Consider the following 22,670-nt stretch of genomic DNA (forward strand, 5'->3'; position numbering starts at 1 on the left):
CGCCCGATTTACTGGTCCAATGACAAGGTTGTGAAAGCGATTGACGCCTACTTGGCATATCGAGTCGTCCATCGCCATCAGCTCACACCTATGGCCACTGAGTATCGAGGCTTGGACCCGCATGGGCCGATCTTCCTTACCGGAGATGGTGAACCATACAAACTAATCGAACGCCGCACTAGCAGCGGTAGTGCCAGTTATTCGTGCGACTCTCTGAGTCAACTCTTTCGCAAGCTTCACCTTCAGGCTGGTATCGAAGGCGCAAGTGCAATGTCCGGACGAAGAACGTTCGCTGTTCGCCTAGCGAATAAAGGTTTCGATCTTCGTCATATCAACGAGCTACTAGGTCATGAAACGTTGACTGCAACGAAGCGTTTGATCGACGCTGACCCTGTACGTCTTGGCGCAATCGTAGCACGCGTCATCTGACTATTCGAACAAAGACAATGAAATTTTCTCATCGGTTTGGATTTGATCCTTCGCGCCAAGCGGGACCTATTGTAGAGGATGCACCTGATTGGTTGCGAAAAGAGTACCTTCTCCGTATTGTTGACAAGTTAACGTACATTGATCTGGACAGCAGACAAAAAAATGAGGAGAACCGGCCCCTAGGGGTAAAACAACTCAATGAACGTTTGTCGATCGAATCGAAACGCGAAATGCAGAACGATGACTGGGACTCTTGGACTTGCATCGATGGACTTCATGCGACGGTAATGGCTGGCACTTGGTATCAATTTTATGATTGTGTTGAGGTGGTGGGGGAGGCGCTGCGCGAAGCTGAGCCCAGATATCGTAGTGACGATGAGGCCAGCGAAATTTTTAATGCTTCACGCGAGCATGAGCGGTTCAAATACCCTGCGTACCGTGATGCTGTAAATGCATTGTTCGATAAGCACAATGTCAGTTGGAAGCTGAACGGCCAGGGTAATCTTGAGAATGCACTTCCAAAAGGTCTTTCGAACCGTATCGACGCCCTAGAAGAAAAACTCACTGACGAGTTCACGCCCGCCCGTGTACATTTCGCTAAAGCGCGTGCTTATGTGCTCGGCACACACAAAGACCCTGAGAATTCGATCAAAGAGTCAATAAGTGCATTGGAAAGCGTTTGCCGAGTGTTCTACCCAAAGTCGTCGAGCCTGGGCAAGGCCTTAGGCCAAATGCGATCAGATGGCACTGCCCCAGCTCGGCTAATTACTGCTTTCGAGCGCTTTTATGAATACGCAAATGATGAGCCAGGCGTGCGCCATGGCGATCGGTACGCGCCCGCGGCCCAACTGTTAGATGCTGAATTGTCCTTGCATCTTGCTGTCGCGTTGATTCGCTACGTCATGGAAACGAAGAAAAACAATACTGACACTCACTCCTCATAGACATCAAGGGAAAAATTATGGGACAGCATGAACTTACGGCTCTCTCGTTCGCGTCGCTCACCGCGGAGCGTTGGGATAGCTTTCCGGAAATTGCGACGATTTCAAAACAGATTGGTGAGGCAATTCTTGCTCAGAGTGAGGTGAGCGAGGATAAGGTCGGCTTGTATACTCCACCGGACGAGATTCGGGAGGTAAAGCTAACAGTTGCCGCGTTAGATCAAATTAGGTGCATGTGGAATGGGCATCGTGAACCTGGGCGCCGTTCTCCACCGACAGTGCCTCTCCGCTACTTCGTAACCGGTTTCGGCCAAGCAGATGGCAAGAGTTGGGCGAACGTGGAAGTGCATCCCGGGATCACCAATTGGGAAGCACCTTAACGTAGGAAAAGGGCAATGGATAAGGTTTCGATCATGCAGACGATCACGTTCGCAATCGCCGTCCTTGGGGCTGTGCTGGGTGTCATAAATACCTGGATTGGCCTGGACAAATCGTGCGTGAAACTCAAGGTAGCGCCGGCTCATGCGATTCCGGTCGGCGGCACCGACCCTCGGCTTCAGCTTTGTCTGACGATCGCGAATTTGAGTTCATTTGCGGTAACGATCGATGACGCTGGACTCCTCTACACCCGTTCCACAAGCCGTGGAAGCTTGATCCAACCGGTGGTCGGTGATGGTGGTACGTGGCCGCGAAGGTTGGAACCACGGTCGTCGGTGACATTGTACGCTCATCGTCCTGGACCAAATGGTGGGCGTCGCATCAGGGCAGCTTATGCTAGGACAGCCTGTGGAGTTACTAAAACGGGGAACAGTCCAGCGCTTCGACAGATCGCTGCTGGCAAGGCCAACTTCTAACGGAAAACATGAACGCTAATCGAAGCACCTACACCGATCGATTCTTCCCCCGTTTGCGAAAATGGATACGTTAAAACCCGTCAACGTCGCCGGCGCGACCATCGTTGTACAGGTCTGCCTACTTACAATCATTGCGCTCGCGATCTTCATGGAGCACGAGAGCGAAACGGTAGCCCAACGCAGCCACAAGCAACAGGCCTATGGCCTGACTCTCGTGTTGGCAATCCTCACAATCATATCTGTAGCCCTATCGGCCGAGTTCTATCAAGTCTGGTCACCCCTCATGGGAGACGTTCAGCTGCCGACAGTGAGCCGTTCGAGCGCATTCATGATCGTCTTCCTGCTCGACATCTTCGCAACGATGCTTCTTATCCGATGGACCGGGGGTACTCGCAATAGCCCATTCACTTCTATGCTCTTTCTGATACCGGCGCTGGCCATCTTCCTGCGCGAACCGCCGGTTAAGTTCATAATTTACGCTTTGATCGTTGGCGTGTATTACTACGTAACTTGCTCTGTGCGCTCGAACAGTCCCCGGCCCGGCTTCGACTACCGCGATGGTTCACTCCAATTCCATCGAGTCGTGAATATTGGGTGTCTGGCTCTGGCCATGCTGACTGGCTACATCACTCGTCCAGTGCCGCTTTAAGCGAACGGAAAAATATGAAGAAAGTTATTTTGTTACTGCTTCTCAGCATGTGGTTAGTCGCATGCGACGAGTCGCCTGAAGCAAAACAAATGCGCGTTGCCGAACGCGCCGTGGACATGTGTCACGAAAATCTGAAAAATGAGACTGACGCGGACGCGAAGGCCATCATCGAGGGCAGCTGCAGAGTTCTAGAGGCTGAATACGAAAAGTTGAAGCATAAGTAAATCAGTCGCATAGAGACCACGTCCAAGGAAAACACGTATGAACAGTGCAAAACGGCTTTACGATCTATTTTACGAAGCGAAATCGAGCCGCTCCCAAGAGGCATCCTATAAGTTATGGATCAAGATCTTTCAGCTGGACGGTGAACCAGCGGAGCAGCATGAGGATATTGGTTCATCTTGCATGACCGCTATACGCGAGGAACTCGAGGGGGTTTCCGCGACGCTCGAAGATCGTGGAGTCCCTGCTGAACTGTTCCGTGGTGGCCTCGATGCATTGCGTGCGATTGTCTCCCCTACACAATTTTCGGCAGGGTGGAATCACTTGGCGGATAGAGTAGGGCAGGAACACCTCATGATGCTTCGTTGGGCAGACTGGGCTCTCGACGGAAGCGAATGCGAAATCAGCCAGGACGAGCGCACCAAGTTGATCGAAGATCTCGACAGCTTAATTGCAGAATTCGAGGCGTCTTCCATACCCCGATTCACCAAAGAATTAATGCTGCGGCATCTAAATTCGGTTCGGAAGTCCCTGCGTGTTTATCGGGCTCGCGGTATTGATTCAGTGCATGCGGCTCTAAATGAGACCATTGGTGCGATGTCGACGCGCACCTCCCAGGTCTCGGCCGACCTCAATCATGCTGATCCTGATGCAAAAAGTATTTTTGGCAAAGCAGCCGACATGATAAACAGGGTAGTTGTTGTAGCTGAGAAAGCTCAAAAAATACAAAAAGGTATCGATGCAGGCATACAAGTAGCTCACCAGGTGGAAAAGATTTGGGCCGCATTGCCAGGTATGGGTAGCTGAATCAATGACCAAGGAAAACTGTTGAAAATGCGTCTTGCAATCATTGCTATAGCAGCCAGCCTGACCGCTTGCTCTCAAAAATCCGAACCATCTGTCTCTGCACCTGCTGCCGCCCCGGCTCTCACGGCAACCGAGGCACCGAAGCCAGCACCGGACCAGCAGCAGCTTACGGCCGCGGCCAACGAAGCGTCGAAGCCATTTAAAGCGCAGGAGATGTCGGCGGCAGAAGAGAAGCGCGTTATCCGGGCTGTCCAGAACCAGCAGACAGCTGACGGTGCGTCGGTGCTGCAAGTGCTGCAGCACGCGCAAAAAATGCGCCCTCAGGAGTTCAAGCTTGGTGAGTTCTCCGTCCTCTATACAACGGACGGCAAGCCATCGTCAGTCGGAGTGTGCTACTGGATTGGGTCGAAACGCTTGGTCGGTGATCAGTACTGCGATATCGCGTACGACATATCCGCCGACGGACAAGCCTTTACGCCGTCGGTCGGCTCAGCGCCGCCCGCGGTGGTAAAGGAGATGACCATCACCAAACTTGACCAAGGTCGGGATGCATTCTTACGAAGCGTCGACGAGCACTACGAGAGCGACTGTACCGATTTTCAAACACAGAAGAAGATCTGCTAGGTCCAAGGAAAGAAATGGCATTTCAAAATATTGATCGAACGGCGCTCGACCGGGCACGTGAGCGTGGATTCACCTATACAGTTGTCGACACCATGGCGCACGACTGGTTCGAAATGGTATTCCGTATCGAATTCGGCACGCAGGTTGCGCAAGGTTTCGACGCGCTAGAGATCAAAGGTTTGCTTGAAGCGCTGCAACGCTTCAGTGGCTCTCAACGAACGACAATCTGGATTGACATCCAGACCGACATCATCCACGAGGCCCTAATCGAAGCGATCGAGCGCTCTTGGTACTTCGAGCCAAATCTGTATGTAAGTTTTAAGCATATGGCCTCGCATGCACCCGCACCTCCGTTACCTGATCGGCTTCAGGCGGCTGTAGAAAAAGTAGCTTCTGGACGTCGAATGTGGCATCCAGTTCTATGTACCGAAGTCCGGGCGCGTCCCTCGTTAAGCCACAGATCAGGGGAATCGTAGGAAAATAACTTGGCGCTGCAAGGTGCCCCGAATCGGCCGGGAGCCGAGGAGAAAGCAGAATGTATATAACCTTCGTGAACGGTCTTCCGGTACTACACAATGCGCCACCCGGCGTGACACTCGCAAGTAAGGCCTTTTCCGTAGTCTTCGACACGGACAGCAATCAACAACTTGTCCCAGGCTCTGGGAAAATTACGGTCGACATTCGCCATCCTACCGGTAACACGCAGTCGATCATAGTGCGCCTTGGTTGAGTCAACCGGAAAGCCATTCCCGAAAATCAACAGAGTACGTTATGGAAAAATTGAAATAAAGATGAAGTCGGGCGAGATCGTGTCGTTGAATGTACGAGGCATGCTGGGTACTCCTCCAGCTGGAACAGAGGCCGTGTACGTTCTTCTAGGAGAAGATGGGAAGCAGAAGCCCGAGTACTTCTCAGCCACAGACGAAAAGCACGTCGAATTTGGCATTTTCGACTGTGTTGAAGTTGTGGACGGCAAAGCCTTTGCATACCGGTTTTATGAGCGAAAGCGTTTGGACGAAATTGGGGATGTGGTTTAGCTCAATCCACCAAGGAAAAAAGCGATGTCACAGTACACAATGCACTTTCAAAAATATCCGGGGGATCACGCCGAATAGTTCCGCCGCGTTCGCGGCATCGCAACCAAAGTGGTATTGCTCGGGAATCCGGCCGGCTTCGAAACGCAGATCGCAGCATTGAGGGATTCCGGCATTGAAATCGAAGACCGGACTGAGCCTGCAATTGCTGAGATCGCAAACGCCGCGATCCAGAAGGCTAAGGCCGCAAGCTAACTCCCAAGGAAAAGGGAACCAACCAATGAACAGTCGTACCAAAATCTCGATGATTGTCATGTGCGGAGCAGGTGCGATTGCCGCAATTGGACTGATGAGCTACACCCCTGAACGCGCAGCGCGTTACGAAAAACAGCGACGTGTTGAAGCTGCGTGTGACCAAATGATGAGCGACTCAGCACCAGGTGATGAGCGAAGGCTAACACGTTCTATCTGCGACAAACTGAAGGCAAAGGTCGAAGCTGAACGCTACGCAGTTGCTACCGTTCCAGTAAAAGAGGAGCCGGCAACATCCAAATTGCCAGGAGGAGCCCTGCTGGTTACGGTAGAACCATTCGTCGTTAATCTCGCTCAAGAGGGGCGCGAGTACTACCTGCAGACACAGTTCAACCTAAAGGTTCAAACGCCGACTCAGGTCACACTCCTCAATCGAAACATGAGTCGAATTCGCAGCCGCGTGTTGCTTCTGTTATCAGGAACAAAAGCTTCTGAGATCGCCTCAACTGACGGTCAAAAATCGCTAGCAGACAGGATTATTGCCGTGATAAATGAGCCGTTCCCTGGAGAGTCCGGTCAGCCACTCGTGACCGACTTAGTGTTTACCTCGTTCAAAATTCAAGACTGATCTGAAGACCCCGGAAAATTATGGCATTCGATCCTTCAACCTTACTGGACGTATCGCATCTTGTAACTTTTGTCGGCGGTGCGATCCTCGGTGCAGCTGGACAGTATCTCGGTGATCGCTTCACGGATTCCCGCCGCGCCAAGGAGCAGGTGGCGCATATTAAGAAAAAGTTCAAGAACTTGCAGGAACAGATGCCAGAGCTACTACAGGAAATGAAGGCAGACCTTCAGGCTGAGGGAGCGTCCATGATTCGTGAGTTCGTTTTGCTCCCGAACGCGCGCGTGACGTTCAATCACGGCAAGCCACGCTTTCAGTATTACGCCGAAATCCACCCGCACCTCCAGACACAAGTTGACTTGATTCGCGATGCTGGTTTCGTGGACGAACTTGATTCTACGAGCGTTCCTATGTACCGGATGCACGAGCACTTCGTAGAAGCGCTGAACAAGAATTGAACTAGGAAGGTCTCGGAAAACAATCCCGCGCCGACCTGGCGCCCCGACTGCGGGCACGAAGCCCGACCATAGAACTATGAGGTAAAAATATGATTGACCCGGACCGTGCAGGTGAGCTGATTATCCCTATGGTAGGTGCTGGTGGCATCATGCTCTATCTTCTGCATGTCGCTGTGAAGACCGGCTGGCTCGAAACCTTCCTTAAAAATCTCGACAAGCCGTCCAGCGATGCAATCAAAAAGCAGTCCGACGAAATGCGCGCTGACATGGATCGTAACGTCGCTGACCGTAAGGCCCGTCAGGACCGCTAATCGCCTCGGAAAAGGCCCTGCAGCACCCAGCGCCCGAAGCCCGCCATGAGCGGGCAGCGGCATTGAGAGGGTCGGGCGCAGTGTCCGGCCAGATAGGACACTAATTTGCCAAGCTACTCTTACGAAAAAGTCACGACAGAAGTTCGCCATCACATCGAGCAGGTGGCGGGAACTGTCCGCGAACATATCGCAGAAGGTGAGCACGAGCAGGCTCAGAATCTTGCGGCCAGCTTGTAGGTTGCCTTCCGCCTGTGGGAACGCATCACGCGCAGCGACCAACAGGACGGCGACGCGTGGACACTAGAGAGCACGATTGAAAAACTGGAAGAAGAAGCGCGCGAAGCTCCTTCGGCCTAACCCTCGGAAAACGACATAAACCGTTTGGCAGAAACGTGACGAGTCACGAAAAGAAAAAAATGGCCACATACGATCAAATCCGCGACGACGTCCAGGAGAATCACGGGCGTTATGTGCAGAACTGCTGGATCGCCCATGCGAAGGAACAGAACGGCTTGCCGGTGAAGGCTGCGCACAACCGTCAATCCAAGGACCGGCGTGTGGAGCCGTGTCTGGGGGACGTCAAGCCACTGATCGAAGCGACGATGCCCCGCTTCGGCATGATCCGATAGGAAAACACGGGAAATCCCGGCTGGAGAAATCGTATGGGCTTCGTGATGGGTTCACTCTTAATATTTATCCTCTCGTTCCCGATCGCCATCGCCCTGGTTCGTCCATTGTTCGCCTTGCTGTACCCTCGACGGAAGACACCGGCCTTGTCTAAAACGGTTGAGGTAACGGCGGGTTGGGTTGTGGTTGCGCTCCCCCCAGCGGTAGTTTATACGCTGATCTTCCAATGGATTTTTGGCAACGCGATCAAGACGGCTTTAGCAAAGTGGTTCCCCCACGTGCCTGCCTACGTCGAGCCAGCTGCAGCCTTCGGCTTCATCTATGCCGTGGTGACATCTGTATGCGCACTCGTAATCTTGTCCTCAGATTCTGCCGCATCGGAGCGGTAAGAACGGAACGGAAAACCCCATGAACAAAAATAGCAAACTCGGATTTGACTTGATCGCCAACAGCGTCGATGAGGCACAACCCCTTTTATACAGAATTACCGTGGTGCCAGCACCAGGTGCCGACCTACTCACGATCTACGTCGGCCAAACCATCAACGGTTCAAAGCGCCCGTTTGAGCGATATGACGCCAATGTTCGTAACATGCTGGAAGGGAAGCGACCGCTTAATGGAAAAGGGTTTCGTCCTGTTCACCACGACCTCCGCGCTGCACACCAAGCCGGGCACAAAATCTGCATCGAGCTTGTCAGGAACGTAGACCTTACGGCGGAGGACATCTTGAGCGCTGAACGACAGCTACAAGCGCGGTATGGAGTCGAACCGGTTGGACGGACTGAGCTGCGCGTGCTGCAAGACGACGGGGCACCTATCTAGGTCGCTGGGTCTCGAGGGGAAAGTGATGATCGATATTGGTTTGCTTAATCATCTCGCCGATAAATGTCGCCAAGGGCTACAAAGCTTGGCGAACAAGCCCGGCTCGATGTTCATGAATTTTCCGAACGGGTCATGTGGCCCTGCGGCCGAGTTGGTTGGACGGGTCTTAAAGGAAGAGACCGGGTACGATGGCGTGTACGTGTGCGGGGCTGGGCATGCTCGACTGGTTCCGAGTCAAACGCACGCTTGGTATGAGGTCGGCAAGTACATCATCGACATCACATACGATCAGTTTGAGGACACTGGACTGTCTGGCTGGGTCTTTTCGAGAGGAGCCGGGTGGCATGCAGAGTTTGAAGACTTGGACGCACGGGATGGATTCTGTATGCCATCCGGATGGCCCTGCTATCCATTTGATGGATACCTGGCGATTAAGTCGGCTCTGGCCGCGTGAAGAAGGAAAACAATGTTAGAAGTCGAATGGGAACCGTGCACCGGCTGTGACTATGATTATCAGAAGGCCGAGGTCACTAAGCTTGCATGCGATGAAACTCAGGTGACAGTTCAATTCAAAGGCTGGAGCACGGGCAATGGCCAGCACTACCAAGGTGTCGTCAGGCTACCCCTTAGCATGACGAACCAGCCGGCATTCGGTACATGCAAGCTCGGCGATAAGGATGCTCCGTTTCGATTGGTCGGTGCATTCATGAACGAGGAATTTACCCGCTACGAGGGAATTTGGCATGAAGACCCGGACTATACCGCGACGTTCTCATTCGACGCTAAGGCCTGACGCTAGTTGACTAGGAAAAGGAACGCTGACCAGGTGGCAGCGCCCCTTCCGGTTCGCGTTCGCAAAAATTAGCCGACGCGTTCGAGTTCAGGCACAAACGTCGGCTCAGGCCTGGACGGTTCGGCCCGTTGCGCGACCTGTGGGGTCGGGAGTTTCAAATCGTCCTTCTCAACCGCTTCGGTGAACCTGCTGACGATCTCGCGGCGAACTTCGGCCGGATACTTCGAAAGCTCAGCGTCAAGCACCTTGTAGGCGGCATCGACCTTCAATTGCTCGTCGGACGAAAGTTCGCGCATAACCACCAGGCCGGCCGGTTTTGCTTCCCACACGTTGCGGCGGGCCGCCATCTCTTCCTTGCCAACGACCTTGCCGGCGCCATCGCGCACGTTCGCGTCCACCGTCACCGGCTCCCAGCCTTTGCGCTCAAGCGAGACCGCGTCGCCGGCCTGAAACTGGCCTTCAACCATCGCGCGCTCCAGATCCTTGCCCCACACCGTGCGTTCGCCAGCCTGCGTCTGCAGCGTGACAAAGTAGCTCGGTTTTTCGTCCGCATCATGATTGAAGTTATCGCGGCCGTGGGTCACGAGGCGGCCGACGATCGGAGCGTCCTTTCCCTGGGTTGCCTCCGCATCGAGAGCTTCATGCTCGACGTTTTGTTCGGGCGCGGCTGCCTGCTTCGCCATCGGCGCGGACAGGGGAGTGGGCAATCCCTGGCCCACCGCTGCCTTTTCGCCCTTGGCCAAGATGGCAACCGCCAGCTCGGTGTCGGCACGTTCCGGGACTGGAACCTTGGCCTCGACTTCACGCTCAATGGTGACCGCGATGTTGTTGGCGGGCTGCGGCGCTGAGCCGGCTTCGATGCCAACGCCGCGATCTTTCTTGGCTTGGTCCAGCAGCCGCAAGTCTTGCTCGGACGGCTGGTAACCCGACGTGCTTATACCGCGAGACTCGGCCTGGAGCCAGGCCATCTGTCGGAAATTCTGCGTGCCGGTCAAATGGATGCGTTTCCATTTCTTGGCAGCCGTCACGTCGACCATGTGCGCAATCACGGCACTGTCTTCCAATGATGTGGACAGCTTCTTTCCGTGGTCCTCGAAAAGGACCTTGTCCGAGCCCTTTTCATAGAATCGGCCGCCCTTGACGGTGTAGACATCGGCAACGTGCGACGGCAGGTCGTAGCCGGTCTTCTTCAGGATAGGCTTGCTTGCCGTGTTGGCGGCGTCCTTGTTGTCGACTTCCTTGTCGAGCGCAACCGGCTGTCCTTGGGGCTGCTCCGCGGTCACTTTGGCGGGTTCTTGCCGGCCGGGTTCTTTTAATGTCACGTCCGCCACAGGAGACGCCATCTGCCGTTCCCCAGCGGACGGCCGCGCAATCGCCACTGTGTCGACCAGCGGCAGCTTTTCGAAGAAGCTCTCGAGCACGACTTCGCCCTTGCCCTTCCTGTAGCCGCTATCCTTTTCAATTGGCGCGATTTCGCGTCCGACGTCGACCTCGTTGAACAGGTTCGACTTGGCATGCACGTGAAGCCGGTTCGCTTTTTCGTTGACTAGGACGTCCTTGTTCGCCTTGTACAGCTGTTCGGCTTCCTTCATGACCGCCTGAAAGTCTCCTTCTGAATGCAGGACGTAGCGCTTCTGGTCCCTCACGTATAGCCGCATCAGTTCGGCTGCTGCCGGCGCTTGGCGTCGCCCAACCGTGGCGTGCACCTGACCGGGCTTCTCCAGTTCATCTATTGCTTCGATGCTGTTCATGAGCCATCTCCAAGTTATGCTGCTTCAGCCAATTTCACATCAACGTTCCCAGGTGTTGCCGGCACAATGTACGAGGCGAAGTCGAAGCCGATGATCTCACCGATGGCCTTCAGAATTTCCGCTTTGTTGAGGATGTCGTCAGGAGCAACCGTTGCCACTTCGTCCTGAGTCAGCGGACGGGTGCGGTGCTGGACTACTACGATCTGCAGATGCGGAACCTCAGGCGGCGGCAGCCCAGCGCGGGCTTTGAAGTCCGGATCTTTGAAATACATGATCTTGTCCGCAAAGATCGGTTTGCAGTTCTCCATCGAGATGATCAGCTTGTCGACGCCCATTTCTTTCAGTTCCTGCGGCAGCATTAATGCCCGCTGGTGCGGGCTGTCGCTGGAGTTCACGCCCGCTTTGCCGGCGGTGCGCGACACCGAACGGGATTTGACGGTCTCGTAGCCGAGGGCTTCCGAGTATTCCTTGGCGTCGTCGTGGTTTTTGGGCTGGTACATGAGGTTGACCGCGCAGTTGGTCAGAATCGTCTCGGCTCCTTTCTCACCGTACCCAGTGCCCAACAATTCATTGCCGATCAGCTGGCCTTTGTTTTGATAGATCAGCAGCAGCCGCATGTTGTACGCTGCCATGTAGGCAATCGCTTTTGGAATGATCTGGATGCGGCCGAGTGCAGGGAACTCGTCGCCGATCAGCGCACATTGGTACTTCAACGACGCATCATGCTCGGGCAAGGTGCGGGCATTTTCATTGATGAGTTGGCTGAAAAACACATTCATCAAGGTGCTGTACTTCATCAGGTCCTCGGCTGTCATTCCAAGGTAGACCGACATCTTCTTACGGCGCACCTGGCGTAAGTCAAAGTCATTACCCGATGTCGCCGCTGCGATGCGTGGGTCGCGGAAAATGTCCAGCGGCGCCTGGAGCGTGCTCAGTATGTTCGAGCGGGTCTTGTCCGGTTGCTTGGAGTAGGTGCGCAGGGCATCGACGCATTCAGGCGAAAGGCGTAGCGCAGCGCGGTTCGACTCCTCACGTTTCTTGATCGCCGCCTCGATCCATTCATGAAGGCCGGAGCCATCTGCCGGCGTGGTCAGGCGCAGCAAGTTTGCCATTGTCAGCGGTTCGTCTGGGGTTTCCAGCAAATAGAGCGTCAGGCCCAGGAACAGCGTCCGCGCGTTGTCGTCAAAAAAGGCGTTTTTCCCGCCAAGAGGCCACCACATGGCGGCGATGCTTTGTACGTCACCGATCCGGAATTCGTACTCGGACCGAATGTAAGAAAGCATATTCCAGCGGTGCGACCGCAAATCTGCATTTGTAGGGGCGAACAGGTAGCATTGCTGCCCGTGTCGCGCACGGAAGCCAGCAGTAATCGTCCAGTTCTCCAGCTTGATGTCGGTACAAACGACAGAGTGTGGGTATGTGAGCAAGTTAGGGATGACGCACCCGACACCCTTGAAGTTTCGAGTCGGTGCCCGTAGCGCTACAAACTGCTGGCCCGAAAAGAATAGGAACCGACCATTCTTTTTCCCGAGAACAAAGGCCGGCCACTTGGCTCTCTCATCACCGAGCAGCCCGGCCTGATGTACCTCCGACATGGTGGCAAAACGTGCGTTGCCGAAGAGTTCGCGCTTCGATCCGCTGAGCAAGCCGACGAGAACGAGTACAAGTGGTACGCCTGGCGTCAGGATCGCCACGACCCAACCGGCGACCAAAGTCAGTTTCACCTGCTTGATGGAGCCGTAGGAGATCCAATAGTCGTGGAGGGTGGATAGCGATACGATATCGGCCGGTAAGTGCTGCAGCTGTGCGAAGACACGACCGCCGGCATACAGGCCGACAGCCGCCAGACCTGCGAGCACGAGCAGGGCTATGCCGAGGTCGACCAGCTTCCGGGTGGTCTTAGACATTGCGATCTCCCCGCATGACTTTTGCGCGTCTGACCGGGTCGTAATACAGCGCCGTCATTCGCGTCCGCGAAAATTGCACCGTGACGTCGATCGAGGTCGTGACGTCTCGCACGATGTTGTCCCAGCCGAGAGTAAGCCCGACTTCGCTCTGCTTGATGAGCGTTGCGATCCGGTGGTATGCCTCCAACGGACTATTCGCGTGCACAGTCGTTAGTGAACCAGGGTGCGCGGTGTTGAGAGCTGCCACGTAGTCGAACGCTTCATCGCCTTTCAGTTCGGTCAAGAAGATGCGATCCGGCTTCGCGCGCATGCAGCACGCCAGCGCGTCTTTGGGCGACACGAAATCGCTGTAGAACAGATGAACAGCGTTCTCGTGCAGTGGGAGACTCAGTTCATGCACGTCTTCAATGGTGATGAGCCGGGTCTTGGCTGGCACCAGGTCGCAGAGCGCCTTCATGAAGGTGGTCTTCCCGCTGCCGGTAGTACCGGAAATGCAGATCGAAAGCTTGTGGTCAATGCACAGCTGGAAGAAGCGCTTCATATCGCGCGCTTCCTTGGCGGCCAGGATCTCGAGCTCGTAGTCCTGCAGTCTCACGTCCTCCGGTACCTGGCGGAACATCGACACATCCCGAAACCCGGAGAGGCGGCCTGATTCGACATACTGATCGAGGGAGAAGCGCGCATCGAATCCAACACGGAATGTCAGCGACACGGTTCCTTCGGTGCAGGCAGGGGGAATCATGACCTGCCCGCGTTGGCCATCCGGCAGGCGGACGCGCTTGATCGGCGATCGCAGATCCAACGGTGTGCCGCCGTGATAGATCGAAGCCGCGTTAGCCAGCTCGCGTAGCAAGTGCAGCGTGCACTGCGGTACCTCGTGCCTGACCCACCCGTCAAGCGTGTCAGTGAACACGACGCCAGGCCGGTTGACCGCGACATCCGTGACGCCCGGCTGGTCCAGGAAGCGCTGGATGCCGGCCTGCTTGAGTTTTTCGCGCACCGTTACGCTCTTGTCGTACGTGGTGAAATTAGTAGCGGACAAGTTCATACACCCTCCCGAAATCTACGTCGCGCGCGAGGAAGATATTGATGGCCGAGCCTTGCAGGCTGTACCCGGTCGGCGGAATGTTGAGGGTCTTGTCGAGTGCTTTGCTGGCCAGGTCCTGGCCGACACCGGCGGTGGTCGTGAGCCGGATCGTGTTCTCGCCGCTGTTGTTGGTCGCGTTGACCGCAGCCTGGCCGGCGTCGCTGATGAGACTAAGCATGATCGCGGCACCGAAGCGTTCCCGGAAGTGTGTGTCGACGTACGCCGGCAAACCCGAGGCGCCGAGAGCATCGGTAGCCAGCGAATTGATGTCGATGACGACGTTGTGAGGCGGCGGCGTGACGATCCTGTTCCAGAGGACCGGCATGACTTCCTGGCCAAGCTGGAGGGGCTGCTGGCGTTCGCCCAGAACCTGGCTGCCACGTTCGATCAGCAAGGTCGTGCCGTTGGCCGAGTACACGTCTTTTGACACTACGCATGTGGCCTGTCCGGGATTCGTGCTGACGATGTAGGTCTGCTGGCCGCACTGAATTGTCGTCCCCGCCAACAGCATCAGATCTAGGTTGCGGTACCGGGTAGCCGACGTTGCGCGAATCTCCGTCGGCTTGAGCTGCTCTCCTAATGCGCTCGTGCGTAGCGCAGCACTTGGCAGTTCCGAAAGCTGTGGCCGCTGCGGTGTGACACCCGGTGCAGTGTTCCGCGTGGCGCTGACACCCTTTGTCCCTCCGACCACCAGCAGATCCGCCGTCAACTCGCGTTGTTCCGGAGTTTCCGAAGGCGGCTGCGTCGTCATTGGTGAGGCGCCGGCATTCCCGCCCACGTAATTGTTCGGCGCGGACCTTACAGGGCCGCCGGTGCCGATATTTTTCGTATCCACGAGATTAGTGCCTGCGCCGCGGTTCCGGTTCGCTGTATCGAGAGCTGCTGCGGGCGGTGGCAGTCCCGCTGGCATCTGATGCACCGGCATCGTCGTTGCTTCCTCGGTCTTGATGCGCTTCTTCAACGAATCGAAGTCCGGTGTTGTGTCGTTACCCGTTGTCGGCCTCGTTTTAGCTTGCGCAGCAACTTGTTCGGCCTTACGCTCCTTCAATCGCTGCATGAAGGCCGCCGCACCGACCGCGAGCACCACGATCATGACGACCATGCCGACAATGATCGCGAGGCGAAATAGGGTACTGGTCTTGCGCTTCGTGTTCAGTTGCGGAATGTCCCGGTCGGCCTTGTCCACTTCCGCTGGCTTGGCCGCTCCGCCCGAAGGGGCAGGGTTGATGGCGTTCGTGTTCATTAGGTGTCCTTCGTCAAGCGGACAGTACGGGGAAGGGTGGTGCCAGCCCGATCGAGTGCACCGTTCGGGTTGAAGCCGTCATTGCGAATTGCCATCACGGCTTTTCCGTAGCGAAGAACGAATTGAGCTGCGGTCTCGTGAATCACCATCGTCCCGGTGTCAGAATCCATGTGGAAGTTGGTCAGCGCCTCTTTGCCGTCAGGGAGCAGCTTGTAGACGACCGGGAGCTCCCTGGTGGAATCGAAGCGCATGTAGGTGAAGCGGCCATCGTCCTCGACCAGGCTTGGCGAAAGCGATTTTTCGCCGCGCTTCATGTAATTCCGATTGCGGATGCGCGCTCCGGCGGCATCGCCATCGGCTGCGTTGCCGGCGATCTGCTGCAGCCGCTCCGTCACGGCCTCATGCTTCGTAGCCTCGGCCTGGGACTGCCTCGCTTGGGTATCCGGATATTCAAAGCGCAGGATCATCGTTGGGGCAACGTGCATATCCTTTTTCACCGAGATGAGTTCAAATGCGTACGTGCGCTTGGTCGTAACGACGATCAACTTGGTATCGGGCTGGGTGGCCATTGGCTTCAACATGATCTTGTTGGCTTTTGGCCCGACCTGCCAGGCTTTGGAATCTCCCATGCCGACCATGCCTTCCGGCGTGTCGACAATCTGCTCGTCGCTTTCGAACTCGATGAGCGTGGGGTTACCGATGCCGGTGTAGATCGGGACGACCCGGTCGGGGCTGTAGGCGACAACCTGAATGCGCGGATCACGCCCCTGGCTTGGGTCGTGTGGCGCGATCACTTGGCCGGCGTAGGCCAGCGCGAAAGTCGTGGCAAACAAGACGGCTACGATTGTCTTGGCTTTCATTGTTCGCTCCCATTGCAGCTAGTCGGCCCGAGGTAGCTGCCAGGCGCCGGCAGCATCATCGAGGTTTTGGTGATGTCCCGTACGCCGTGGTAGCTCGTGACCTTGAATCCGGCCGGATTGACGCCCCGGTCGCGATCGTCCATCGGCATATCCTCGTACTTGTACGCGATCGCTGCCTGGCAATACACGGTGGTTGGCTTGTCACCATTCGACGGGATGTACTTCTTCGAGAACGACACGAGTGCTGTATTGCCCACGAACGACACCGTGCCGGCGGTCGCGATGACCCGCACCTTGTCACTGAAGATCTTCACGGGCGAAAACCTGTTGGTCTCGGTGTTCTGAGCCCTATAGATCGTTACTTCTTCCGGGCTCGACAAGAGCACCGTGGCGTTGAACAGGTCCTGTATGGTTTCCCAATCGTAGGATTCGCGGAATCCAACATAGCGGCGCAGATTGAACAGGTCGGTCGCCCGCGTCAGCTTGATCTTAGCGTCGGCCAGGGTGCGCAGTTGCCGGATCTCGCCCGTTTCGTTGTTCACCAGGAGAATGCCGGGCGGATTCGGCTTGTTGGTCAGCACGACCACGCCGCAGGTAATGGCCGTGATGGCCTGCAGTACCGCCGTGCCGCCGACACACCGCCAAGCCAGCTTGCGCGACGCATTGGCTTGGTTGACCTTGGACTGCTCGAATTCCATTGCTTGCTTGAGATACCAGCTTCCAAGCTGGTCGAGACGGAGCTTCCCTGCGTCTCCGGTCCCGGATGCAACGCGGGCTGGGTCCCGCCGCCCGCGCAGTTTGTCGATGATGGACATGTCAATTACTCCTTCACGGGAGACGGCTGACTCACTGGAGTCCAGGCACCCGAGGGCTGAGGTGCTTTTGGCGCACTCCCGCAACCAACCAAAAGCGCGACACATGCAATCTTCAAGATCAGGCTTTTCATTGTTTCCTCACTTTTGTTCAGGGGTCAGTGCGCCGCCTTCCAGACCTTTTTGCTCGATCGTGTTTGTCCCGGTTTTGCCGGGTTCGATCCTCGGCAAACTGGACGGCCTGGGCAGTTTGCGGACCATGGTGGAGATACCGATACCGCCTGCGAGCGCGGCGGCCAGGCTGGGGAGATTCAGGGACACGAAGACCATCACGCAGCAGGTCAGGATGCAGGCGAAAATGTCGACCAACGCGAAATCCTTTGGCACCAAGGTCGAGACAAACTGAATTTCGATCTGCGCCGCAAACGAAAACAGCATCACCAGGAATGCGTAGCTCAGGCACTGTGCGGTCCAGTTTTTGAATAAGTCACGCGAAGCCGGAAACATCGCGGCCGCGATAAAGAACGGTCCGACCGCTACCAGGATTCCCACCGCCACTTTTGACAGGATGATGTAGCCGATCGCAATTACCATGAATATCGACGTTGGAACGCTCAGAATGAAAATCGTCAATGCAGCGAAAATGGCCTGCTTGATGCCATCCGCCTTGTCGTACATGTCGAGGAAGCTGTCGAGAAAGGCGCTTGCCATTTGATCGAGAGCGGCGGCCGAGTTGTATTTGGAGCTGACGGTTCCCGTAAGGTCCTCCCCAAGGCCGCTGACGAGCGGGGTCACGTAGAGCTTGTACATGTCAATGTTCAGCCCGAAGACGATAATCGCTCCCCACCCGGCCATCCTGAGAAGGAAGTCGAGGATCGGCTCGCTCTCGCCACCGCGCATGTAATCAACAAGAATCAGCATGACGTAGATGGCGAAACACACGGCCAGCAGAGGGCTGATCAAGGTGATCATGTTCGCGGTCCCGTTCAACAAAACCCCTGATACAGCTTGGTCGAACAGGTCATACACTTTTGTAAAAGGCGCGAAAGGCATGATCGGTCCTTGATTGTCGTAGTTGATGCCGCCGATCTCAACGGGCGACTAAGCCTAAGCAGTTACCGCTTAGTGAACACCGAATCGAATTCGCGGTTGCGTTGCTCAGTCGCAAGCTGGGCCTCGATTCGCTGCAATTCGAGCGCAAGGTTCAAGCGGTTCTGCTCGGCCTGGATCATCGCGTTCTCCGCGGCCATGCGGTTTTGCAGGTCAGCAGTGGCCTTCATGTCGCCGGTGGCGTTCGCCTGCTTCATCAGGTCGTTGATGTTGTTGACGCGGGCAAGGGTAGCGTCGTAGGCCTGCATTGTCATAGCCTTGTTCGCGGCAAGCACGTTGAGCTGTCGCCTACGCCCAGCGGTTGCGTTTGGGTCGAATCCTTCGGCCGAGTAGATGGCCGCTACCTTGCCGCTCAAGCCCTTGAGGTTCCCGTACTTCACCTGGTCGTAGATCGGAGCCCACTGGTCCGGAAGGTAAGCGCGCAGCGCTGGGTTGTTGAGGATCTCACCCAGGCCACGTGGGCCGGTCATGGCGTCGACCTGGCTCTTCAGGTGAGTGATCGACTGGACCATTTGTTCGTATTGCTTGGCCCACTGTGCCATCGTCTGAGCCTGATTGATCGCAGCCGGGATGTCGGAATTGACGTTCACCGTCCATTGCGCTTGAGCGCCCGACGCCAGGAACATCGCCATCGCAGCAGTCGCACGACAGCCAATCGTCTGTACTCGTTTCATTGTTAAGGTCCTTTGGTTAATTTTTCGCAGGCGCGAAAAGAGGTTATTGCTCCGGCAATGGCCCGCTTAGTACTACAGTTGTAGTTTCTTGATAGCGGCGCGCCTTAGGTAATGGTATGCGCGGGCGATGGCCTGATGTCGTCGTCGCCACAGCGACCATTGAATGACGGCCTCGAAGTACGGTGCACAAGCCCAGGCCAATTGCCACAGCAGCTTGCGAATTTCCGAAACGGTTAATGCGATATATGTGGTAGCCGCTGTGCTTTCCACGGTCTCATCGTCTGGCTGCGATGCTTTTTTTTGATGTCACTCGGGTCGATCGCATGCGCATGCAGCGCCGCCAAGAAGGCATGGGCAAACAGCGACAACGTGATATGTCGATACCAGCCATGCCAGCTGCGCACTTCGTATTGATCCAGCCCGACTTCTCCCTTGGCCGCTTCGAAGCATTCCTCAATGGTCCAGCGCACGCCGGCAACCCGCACTAGTGCGTCGAGTGGCGTGCCACGGGGGGCGTAGCATACGTAATAGGCCAACTTGCCGTCGCCGAGGCTGCGACGTAACAGCAATGAACGCTGGCCGGGCATCTTCCACGACAGCAGGGGAATGCTGGCCCATTCATACCATCGCGGCCCCTTGGCGCCTACGCCTGCCGACAGCCGTTGCCACTGTAGATCCGGAGTAGCTTCGACCAGCTTGGCGACCGTCGACGCCCCTCGCATGCCGGGCCAAACATACTGATTGCTTGCCACGGCCAGGACAAAATGCAGATTCTCTTGCTCGAGCCAGACGCGCAAATGTCGGTCGTCGCCGTAGACTTCGTCACCGGTGATCCAGGCAAAGGGCATTTTCGCTTTCACGGCACGCTCGATCATCCGGCGCGCCAATTCCGGTTTGGTCGCAAATTCCACTGACGCCGGCACCTTGGCCATTGTCCGTCGTGGGATGTCGTCGGCCCAACTGCGCGGCAAATACAATTCGCGATCCATCAGCGCATGTCCATATCGACCGGCATAGGACAAAAATACACCGATCTGGCAATTTTCGATTCGCCCGGCCGTGCCACTATATTGGCGCTGCACACCTGCCGAAGACTGGCCCTTTTTCAAGAACCCAGTCTCGTCAACGACAAGCACCCCATCATCATCCCCCAGTTCCTGAGCCAGGTAATCGACCAGGTCATCCCGCAGTGCGTCGCAGTTCCAATGAGCCCGGTCCAGCAGGTGCTGTACGCTGTACGGCATGGCATGCGCGGCTGCTTCGGCCAATTGCCAGCTATTCTTGCGTTCGATTGTGCTGAGCAGGCCGATCAAATAATCGAGAGCGCGTTCGCGCATCTCGCGCCGTCCAAAGCGGTAGCCGATATAGGCGAACAAATCCTCCAGTTCCCCCAGCCATGAACTCCGATACCCTTTGTATTGCTCGACTACGGTATCCATGTCGCACCTCCAACCTGTATCCATGCGTCAGACACGGATCATTGATGGAATTTCAAAAAATTACAACTGTAGTATTAGGCACGCCGCTTCTTACCTTTGCGGCGCTCCTGGAAAATTGGCATCCAGACTTCCGGATCGGTCCCGACTTCTTCCACCACGGCGTTGAAAATGGCCACGTTTTCCGTGTTGCCGGACAGGACCGCGATCGCGTCATCCATGCCGAACAAGTCGAGCTTGGCGAAGCAGGATTGGTTGCCTTGCTTGATCAGAAACGTGCGCGAAGCCAGGTCGAGCTCTTTCAGTTTGTCGAACTCCTTTTGGGTAAGCCCGCAACGCTTGTAGCTTTCGAATTCCGCGTGAGGATTGGGGAGGAAAATCTTGGTCGGCGTCTGATCGCGGATGGCATCGAAGATGTCCGTGTTGATGGCGTCTTCAGGCGACTGCGAGGCCAACACAAGGAATTCATCACGCTTCCGGCCTGTTTTTAGTGCATCGAAAATCATCCTGGCAGTGCTCGCGTAGCGGGCCGGTACGTGAAACTCTTCGACGACGGTCGCCAATAAGCCGCCCTTGCGCTGCATGAGCTTTTTCAGATGGAACAGGTAGGCAAGTACCGGCTCCGTAGGCTCATAGCCGACCTTGAGGAAGTCGGAGACGTCGAACCCGACAATGCGCTCGCTGGTAATGTCGATATTCCCGCCGCCTGCGTTATCGAGCGCCCAAGCGAAGCGGCCGTCGCGCGCATGGCACCAGATCGCCAAGCGCTGTGCCAGGCAGTTGCCGCCAACGTCCGGAATGTTCTCGAGTAGCCGGCTGAACTGGCGTAACTCGACAGGCAAGCCAAGCACTGCGTCCACCGCAGTCTTGATCTGACCTTTCTCTTCGGCAGACATCTTGCCCTCGTTATCGCGGCCGCAGGTCGTGACCAGGTCGTACAGGAACTCGCGGTTTTCCTCGGTGTCCGGCAACTGGAACGGAGCCAAGCCGGTGGGCTCGCCTGCGCGGATCGTGAAGTACACGCCGCCCTTGGCGACGATGAAAATTTTCAGACCCTCATCCTTATCGAGTGCAAAGATTCCATTGTCGAACCGCTCCAGGAACCCGACAGCTGTCGTTTCGAGTGTGGTTTTTCCGGCGCCGGTGGCGCCCAGGATCATCGTGTTTCCGGCGAGCTTCTCGCCAGTGTTGTCCTCCCCGACTTTCGAATAGTGGAAGTTGAAGCTGTAGAGCGACTCCGACACGGTCTGTAGGGGCATGACTGCCGAGCCGTCTCCAATCGGGTTGCCGGTGGACTTTCCGGTTGAGTAGTTGTGCATCCCGAAGGCGGCTGCCAGGTTTCGACTTGCCTTTGGCTGCGGACGCGGCCGCAGTTTGGCGCCGGGGATATGCGACAGGTAAGTGATCGGCGCCGACAGCGCCGCCTTGACGAAGCGCGCACTGCAATCCGTAAGCGAGCAAGTTTCGACCACGATACCGTCCTTGATCGCTTTGTCCACTGTCTGACCATAGACCGTAAGTGCGCCGTGATAATCGCCAAAGGCCAGCTCGCCCGAAGTGATGTAGCCCAGTGCCTGGGTAAGCTCGTTCTTCTGATGCTCGGCTTTGTCCTGCACCGACTCAAGCTTGTTGAGCTGTCGTTTGATCGCTTCCTGCGCCTCGTGCGTTCCGAGGCACACGAAGCTTTGGGTCAGTGTGAATTCTGCCGGCAGGGACAGCAGCTTGTCGAACAGCCCGCTTTTCGTGTCCGGAAAATCCTTCAGGTCGTAGGACACGGCAAAGCGTGTCCGATCCTTGGCTCGGATCTCCTGCACCTCATAGCCCCAATGCAGCCAGGAGCTCGGAATGATTTCGCAGGCCGGGGCAGACGACACCGGAATCTCTTCCTCGATCCCGTTCAGAAGGCAGCCGAGGAACTGGTACACCTGCGAGTACATCATCCCGTTCTTTTCGTAGGCGACCAGTTGTTCGGGATCGTAGTACTGCAATGCCTGCATCAATTGCTTGCCGATGTCCTCCAGCTCGGCCGCACCCTCGATCGCATCGTCATGCTTGAGTAGGACTGACACGTAAAAGGTGTTCTCGAAGAAGCTGCCGGTGTTGAAGCGGGCGAGATAAGCGGCCGAGAACCGTCGCATGAACTCCGATTTGAAGGTATAGCGGCTCGCGAACTGGACTTTCTGGCGACGCATCGTCGTCCAGAACGCGAGGCGGTTGCCCTTCGATTTGAACCGCCCCGGGAATCGTGGAGGCTGGTTGGTTTAAGTTAATACGGTTTCATCGGCAGCGATCTTGAGCTGCCGGTAGTAGTTTGCCTCAGCTTCAGCGGGCGGTATATAGCC

General features: G+C 56.1%; 26 protein-coding genes. 16 read left to right on the forward strand and 10 right to left on the reverse strand.

What is annotated here, in order from left to right; genetic code table 11:
• The first annotated feature begins 270 nt into the window (after positions 1-270).
• The 16 genes from ACI48D_RS08735 to ACI48D_RS08810 all read left to right on the forward strand — a co-directional run bounded on the left by ACI48D_RS08735 (position 271) and on the right by ACI48D_RS08810 (position 9,448).
• Positions 271-429 carry a tyrosine-type recombinase/integrase gene (locus ACI48D_RS08735; RefSeq protein WP_435570856.1) on the forward strand — a complete coding sequence of 53 codons (159 nt, stop codon included), beginning with the start codon at positions 271-273 and terminating at the stop codon, positions 427-429.
• A 17-nt stretch (positions 430-446) separates the two neighbouring features.
• Positions 447-1,373, forward strand: coding sequence for a hypothetical protein (locus ACI48D_RS08740; protein WP_435570830.1), 927 nt, complete (start codon positions 447-449; stop codon positions 1,371-1,373).
• 912 nt (positions 1,374-2,285) lie between these two features.
• Entirely contained in the window at positions 2,286-2,873 is a 588-nt protein-coding gene (locus ACI48D_RS08745) for a hypothetical protein (protein WP_435570831.1), read from the forward strand.
• Positions 2,874-2,887: 14 nt separating this feature from the next.
• Positions 2,888-3,097, forward strand: a complete 210-nt coding sequence (locus tag ACI48D_RS08750; protein WP_435570832.1) for a hypothetical protein — start codon at positions 2,888-2,890, stop codon at positions 3,095-3,097.
• Positions 3,098-3,134: 37 nt separating this feature from the next.
• The gene (locus tag ACI48D_RS08755) at positions 3,135-3,902 is read left to right on the forward strand and encodes a hypothetical protein (protein WP_435570833.1); all 768 of its coding nucleotides are present in this window, start codon (positions 3,135-3,137) and stop codon (positions 3,900-3,902) included.
• A 21-nt stretch (positions 3,903-3,923) separates the two neighbouring features.
• Positions 3,924-4,526, forward strand: coding sequence for a hypothetical protein (locus tag ACI48D_RS08760; protein WP_435570834.1), 603 nt, complete (start codon positions 3,924-3,926; stop codon positions 4,524-4,526).
• 14 nt (positions 4,527-4,540) lie between these two features.
• On the forward strand, positions 4,541-5,002 hold the full coding sequence (locus ACI48D_RS08765) for a hypothetical protein (protein WP_435570835.1): 462 nt from the start codon (positions 4,541-4,543) through the stop codon (positions 5,000-5,002).
• Between the two features lie 246 nt (positions 5,003-5,248).
• Positions 5,249-5,563 carry a hypothetical protein gene (locus ACI48D_RS08770; protein WP_435570836.1) on the forward strand — a complete coding sequence of 105 codons (315 nt, stop codon included), beginning with the start codon at positions 5,249-5,251 and terminating at the stop codon, positions 5,561-5,563.
• 277 nt (positions 5,564-5,840) lie between these two features.
• Positions 5,841-6,440 (forward strand): flagellar basal body-associated FliL family protein, encoded by a 600-nt coding sequence (locus ACI48D_RS08775; RefSeq protein WP_435570837.1) that lies wholly within the window; start codon positions 5,841-5,843, stop codon positions 6,438-6,440.
• Between the two features lie 20 nt (positions 6,441-6,460).
• Positions 6,461-6,895, forward strand: a complete 435-nt coding sequence (locus tag ACI48D_RS08780) for a hypothetical protein (RefSeq protein WP_435570838.1) — start codon at positions 6,461-6,463, stop codon at positions 6,893-6,895.
• 89 nt (positions 6,896-6,984) lie between these two features.
• Positions 6,985-7,206, forward strand: a complete 222-nt coding sequence (locus tag ACI48D_RS08785) for a hypothetical protein (RefSeq protein ID WP_435570839.1) — start codon at positions 6,985-6,987, stop codon at positions 7,204-7,206.
• Positions 7,207-7,622: 416 nt separating this feature from the next.
• Entirely contained in the window at positions 7,623-7,835 is a 213-nt protein-coding gene (locus tag ACI48D_RS08790) for a hypothetical protein (protein ID WP_435570840.1), read from the forward strand.
• Positions 7,836-7,868: 33 nt separating this feature from the next.
• A complete protein-coding gene (locus ACI48D_RS08795) occupies positions 7,869-8,222 on the forward strand; it encodes a hypothetical protein (RefSeq protein ID WP_435570841.1) in 354 nt (117 codons plus the stop codon).
• Positions 8,223-8,241: 19 nt separating this feature from the next.
• Positions 8,242-8,655 carry a hypothetical protein gene (locus ACI48D_RS08800; RefSeq protein ID WP_435570842.1) on the forward strand — a complete coding sequence of 138 codons (414 nt, stop codon included), beginning with the start codon at positions 8,242-8,244 and terminating at the stop codon, positions 8,653-8,655.
• Between the two features lie 25 nt (positions 8,656-8,680).
• Complete coding sequence (locus ACI48D_RS08805) at positions 8,681-9,109, forward strand: hypothetical protein (RefSeq protein ID WP_435570843.1); 429 nt, start codon at positions 8,681-8,683, stop codon at positions 9,107-9,109.
• A 12-nt stretch (positions 9,110-9,121) separates the two neighbouring features.
• The gene (locus tag ACI48D_RS08810; RefSeq protein WP_435570844.1) at positions 9,122-9,448 is read left to right on the forward strand and encodes a hypothetical protein; all 327 of its coding nucleotides are present in this window, start codon (positions 9,122-9,124) and stop codon (positions 9,446-9,448) included.
• A 68-nt stretch (positions 9,449-9,516) separates the two neighbouring features.
• On the opposite strand, the gene ACI48D_RS08815 is transcribed toward ACI48D_RS08810, so the two are convergent.
• From ACI48D_RS08815 to ACI48D_RS08860, 10 genes are all read right to left on the reverse strand, one after another.
• Entirely contained in the window at positions 9,517-11,199 is a 1,683-nt protein-coding gene (locus ACI48D_RS08815) for an LPD7 domain-containing protein (RefSeq protein ID WP_435570845.1), read from the reverse strand.
• A gap of 14 nt (positions 11,200-11,213) precedes the next feature.
• The gene (locus tag ACI48D_RS08820; RefSeq protein ID WP_435570846.1) at positions 11,214-13,106 is read right to left on the reverse strand and encodes a type IV secretory system conjugative DNA transfer family protein; all 1,893 of its coding nucleotides are present in this window, start codon (positions 13,104-13,106) and stop codon (positions 11,214-11,216) included.
• Positions 13,099-14,154 carry a P-type DNA transfer ATPase VirB11 gene (virB11, locus tag ACI48D_RS08825; protein ID WP_435570847.1) on the reverse strand — a complete coding sequence of 352 codons (1,056 nt, stop codon included), beginning with the start codon at positions 14,152-14,154 and terminating at the stop codon, positions 13,099-13,101. The genes ACI48D_RS08820 and virB11 overlap by 8 nt, the downstream gene beginning before the upstream one ends.
• Positions 14,135-15,436 (reverse strand): type IV secretion system protein VirB10, encoded by a 1,302-nt coding sequence (virB10, locus tag ACI48D_RS08830; RefSeq protein ID WP_435570848.1) that lies wholly within the window; start codon positions 15,434-15,436, stop codon positions 14,135-14,137. Before virB10 ends, virB11 begins: the two co-directional genes overlap by 20 nt.
• Positions 15,436-16,296 carry a TrbG/VirB9 family P-type conjugative transfer protein gene (locus ACI48D_RS08835; RefSeq protein ID WP_435570849.1) on the reverse strand — a complete coding sequence of 287 codons (861 nt, stop codon included), beginning with the start codon at positions 16,294-16,296 and terminating at the stop codon, positions 15,436-15,438. The genes virB10 and ACI48D_RS08835 overlap by 1 nt, the downstream gene beginning before the upstream one ends.
• The gene (locus ACI48D_RS08840) at positions 16,293-17,111 is read right to left on the reverse strand and encodes a virB8 family protein (protein ID WP_435570850.1); all 819 of its coding nucleotides are present in this window, start codon (positions 17,109-17,111) and stop codon (positions 16,293-16,295) included. Before ACI48D_RS08840 ends, ACI48D_RS08835 begins: the two co-directional genes overlap by 4 nt.
• A gap of 138 nt (positions 17,112-17,249) precedes the next feature.
• Complete coding sequence (locus ACI48D_RS08845) at positions 17,250-18,080, reverse strand: type IV secretion system protein (RefSeq protein ID WP_435570851.1); 831 nt, start codon at positions 18,078-18,080, stop codon at positions 17,250-17,252.
• A 143-nt stretch (positions 18,081-18,223) separates the two neighbouring features.
• Positions 18,224-18,892, reverse strand: coding sequence for a P-type DNA transfer protein VirB5 (gene virB5 / locus ACI48D_RS08850; RefSeq protein ID WP_435570852.1), 669 nt, complete (start codon positions 18,890-18,892; stop codon positions 18,224-18,226).
• A gap of 233 nt (positions 18,893-19,125) precedes the next feature.
• A complete protein-coding gene (locus ACI48D_RS08855; RefSeq protein ID WP_435570853.1) occupies positions 19,126-20,331 on the reverse strand; it encodes an IS701 family transposase in 1,206 nt (401 codons plus the stop codon).
• A 74-nt stretch (positions 20,332-20,405) separates the two neighbouring features.
• Positions 20,406-22,520 carry a transporter gene (locus ACI48D_RS08860; RefSeq protein WP_435570854.1) on the reverse strand — a complete coding sequence of 705 codons (2,115 nt, stop codon included), beginning with the start codon at positions 22,518-22,520 and terminating at the stop codon, positions 20,406-20,408.
• Positions 22,521-22,670 lie beyond the last annotated feature (150 nt).

This window comes from Massilia sp. LXY-6 (assembly GCF_051233485.1).
Classification (GTDB): domain Bacteria; phylum Pseudomonadota; class Gammaproteobacteria; order Burkholderiales; family Burkholderiaceae_D; genus Telluria.

Coding starts and splice junctions, on each gene's coding strand:
- ACI48D_RS08790 (WP_435570840.1), top strand. CDS start 7,623: ATGGCCACATACGATCAAATCCGCGACGACGTCCAGGAGAATCACGGG.
- ACI48D_RS08800 (WP_435570842.1), top strand. CDS start 8,242: ATGAACAAAAATAGCAAACTCGGATTTGACTTGATCGCCAACAGCGTC.
- ACI48D_RS08765 (WP_435570835.1), top strand. CDS start 4,541: ATGGCATTTCAAAATATTGATCGAACGGCGCTCGACCGGGCACGTGAG.
- ACI48D_RS08840 (WP_435570850.1), bottom strand. CDS start 17,111: ATGTCCATCATCGACAAACTGCGCGGGCGGCGGGACCCAGCCCGCGTT.
- ACI48D_RS08785 (WP_435570839.1), top strand. CDS start 6,985: ATGATTGACCCGGACCGTGCAGGTGAGCTGATTATCCCTATGGTAGGT.
- ACI48D_RS08750 (WP_435570832.1), top strand. CDS start 2,888: ATGAAGAAAGTTATTTTGTTACTGCTTCTCAGCATGTGGTTAGTCGCA.
- ACI48D_RS08795 (WP_435570841.1), top strand. CDS start 7,869: ATGGGCTTCGTGATGGGTTCACTCTTAATATTTATCCTCTCGTTCCCG.
- ACI48D_RS08735 (WP_435570856.1), top strand. CDS start 271: ATGTCCGGACGAAGAACGTTCGCTGTTCGCCTAGCGAATAAAGGTTTC.
- ACI48D_RS08755 (WP_435570833.1), top strand. CDS start 3,135: ATGAACAGTGCAAAACGGCTTTACGATCTATTTTACGAAGCGAAATCG.
- ACI48D_RS08855 (WP_435570853.1), bottom strand. CDS start 20,331: ATGGATACCGTAGTCGAGCAATACAAAGGGTATCGGAGTTCATGGCTG.
- virB5 (WP_435570852.1), bottom strand. CDS start 18,892: ATGAAACGAGTACAGACGATTGGCTGTCGTGCGACTGCTGCGATGGCG.
- ACI48D_RS08860 (WP_435570854.1), bottom strand. CDS start 22,520: ATGCGTCGCCAGAAAGTCCAGTTCGCGAGCCGCTATACCTTCAAATCG.
- virB11 (WP_435570847.1), bottom strand. CDS start 14,154: ATGAACTTGTCCGCTACTAATTTCACCACGTACGACAAGAGCGTAACG.
- ACI48D_RS08845 (WP_435570851.1), bottom strand. CDS start 18,080: ATGATCACCTTGATCAGCCCTCTGCTGGCCGTGTGTTTCGCCATCTAC.
- ACI48D_RS08835 (WP_435570849.1), bottom strand. CDS start 16,296: ATGAAAGCCAAGACAATCGTAGCCGTCTTGTTTGCCACGACTTTCGCG.
- ACI48D_RS08740 (WP_435570830.1), top strand. CDS start 447: ATGAAATTTTCTCATCGGTTTGGATTTGATCCTTCGCGCCAAGCGGGA.
- ACI48D_RS08780 (WP_435570838.1), top strand. CDS start 6,461: ATGGCATTCGATCCTTCAACCTTACTGGACGTATCGCATCTTGTAACT.
- virB10 (WP_435570848.1), bottom strand. CDS start 15,436: ATGAACACGAACGCCATCAACCCTGCCCCTTCGGGCGGAGCGGCCAAG.
- ACI48D_RS08810 (WP_435570844.1), top strand. CDS start 9,122: ATGTTAGAAGTCGAATGGGAACCGTGCACCGGCTGTGACTATGATTAT.
- ACI48D_RS08775 (WP_435570837.1), top strand. CDS start 5,841: ATGAACAGTCGTACCAAAATCTCGATGATTGTCATGTGCGGAGCAGGT.
- ACI48D_RS08745 (WP_435570831.1), top strand. CDS start 2,286: ATGGATACGTTAAAACCCGTCAACGTCGCCGGCGCGACCATCGTTGTA.
- ACI48D_RS08815 (WP_435570845.1), bottom strand. CDS start 11,199: ATGAACAGCATCGAAGCAATAGATGAACTGGAGAAGCCCGGTCAGGTG.
- ACI48D_RS08805 (WP_435570843.1), top strand. CDS start 8,681: ATGATCGATATTGGTTTGCTTAATCATCTCGCCGATAAATGTCGCCAA.
- ACI48D_RS08820 (WP_435570846.1), bottom strand. CDS start 13,106: ATGTCTAAGACCACCCGGAAGCTGGTCGACCTCGGCATAGCCCTGCTC.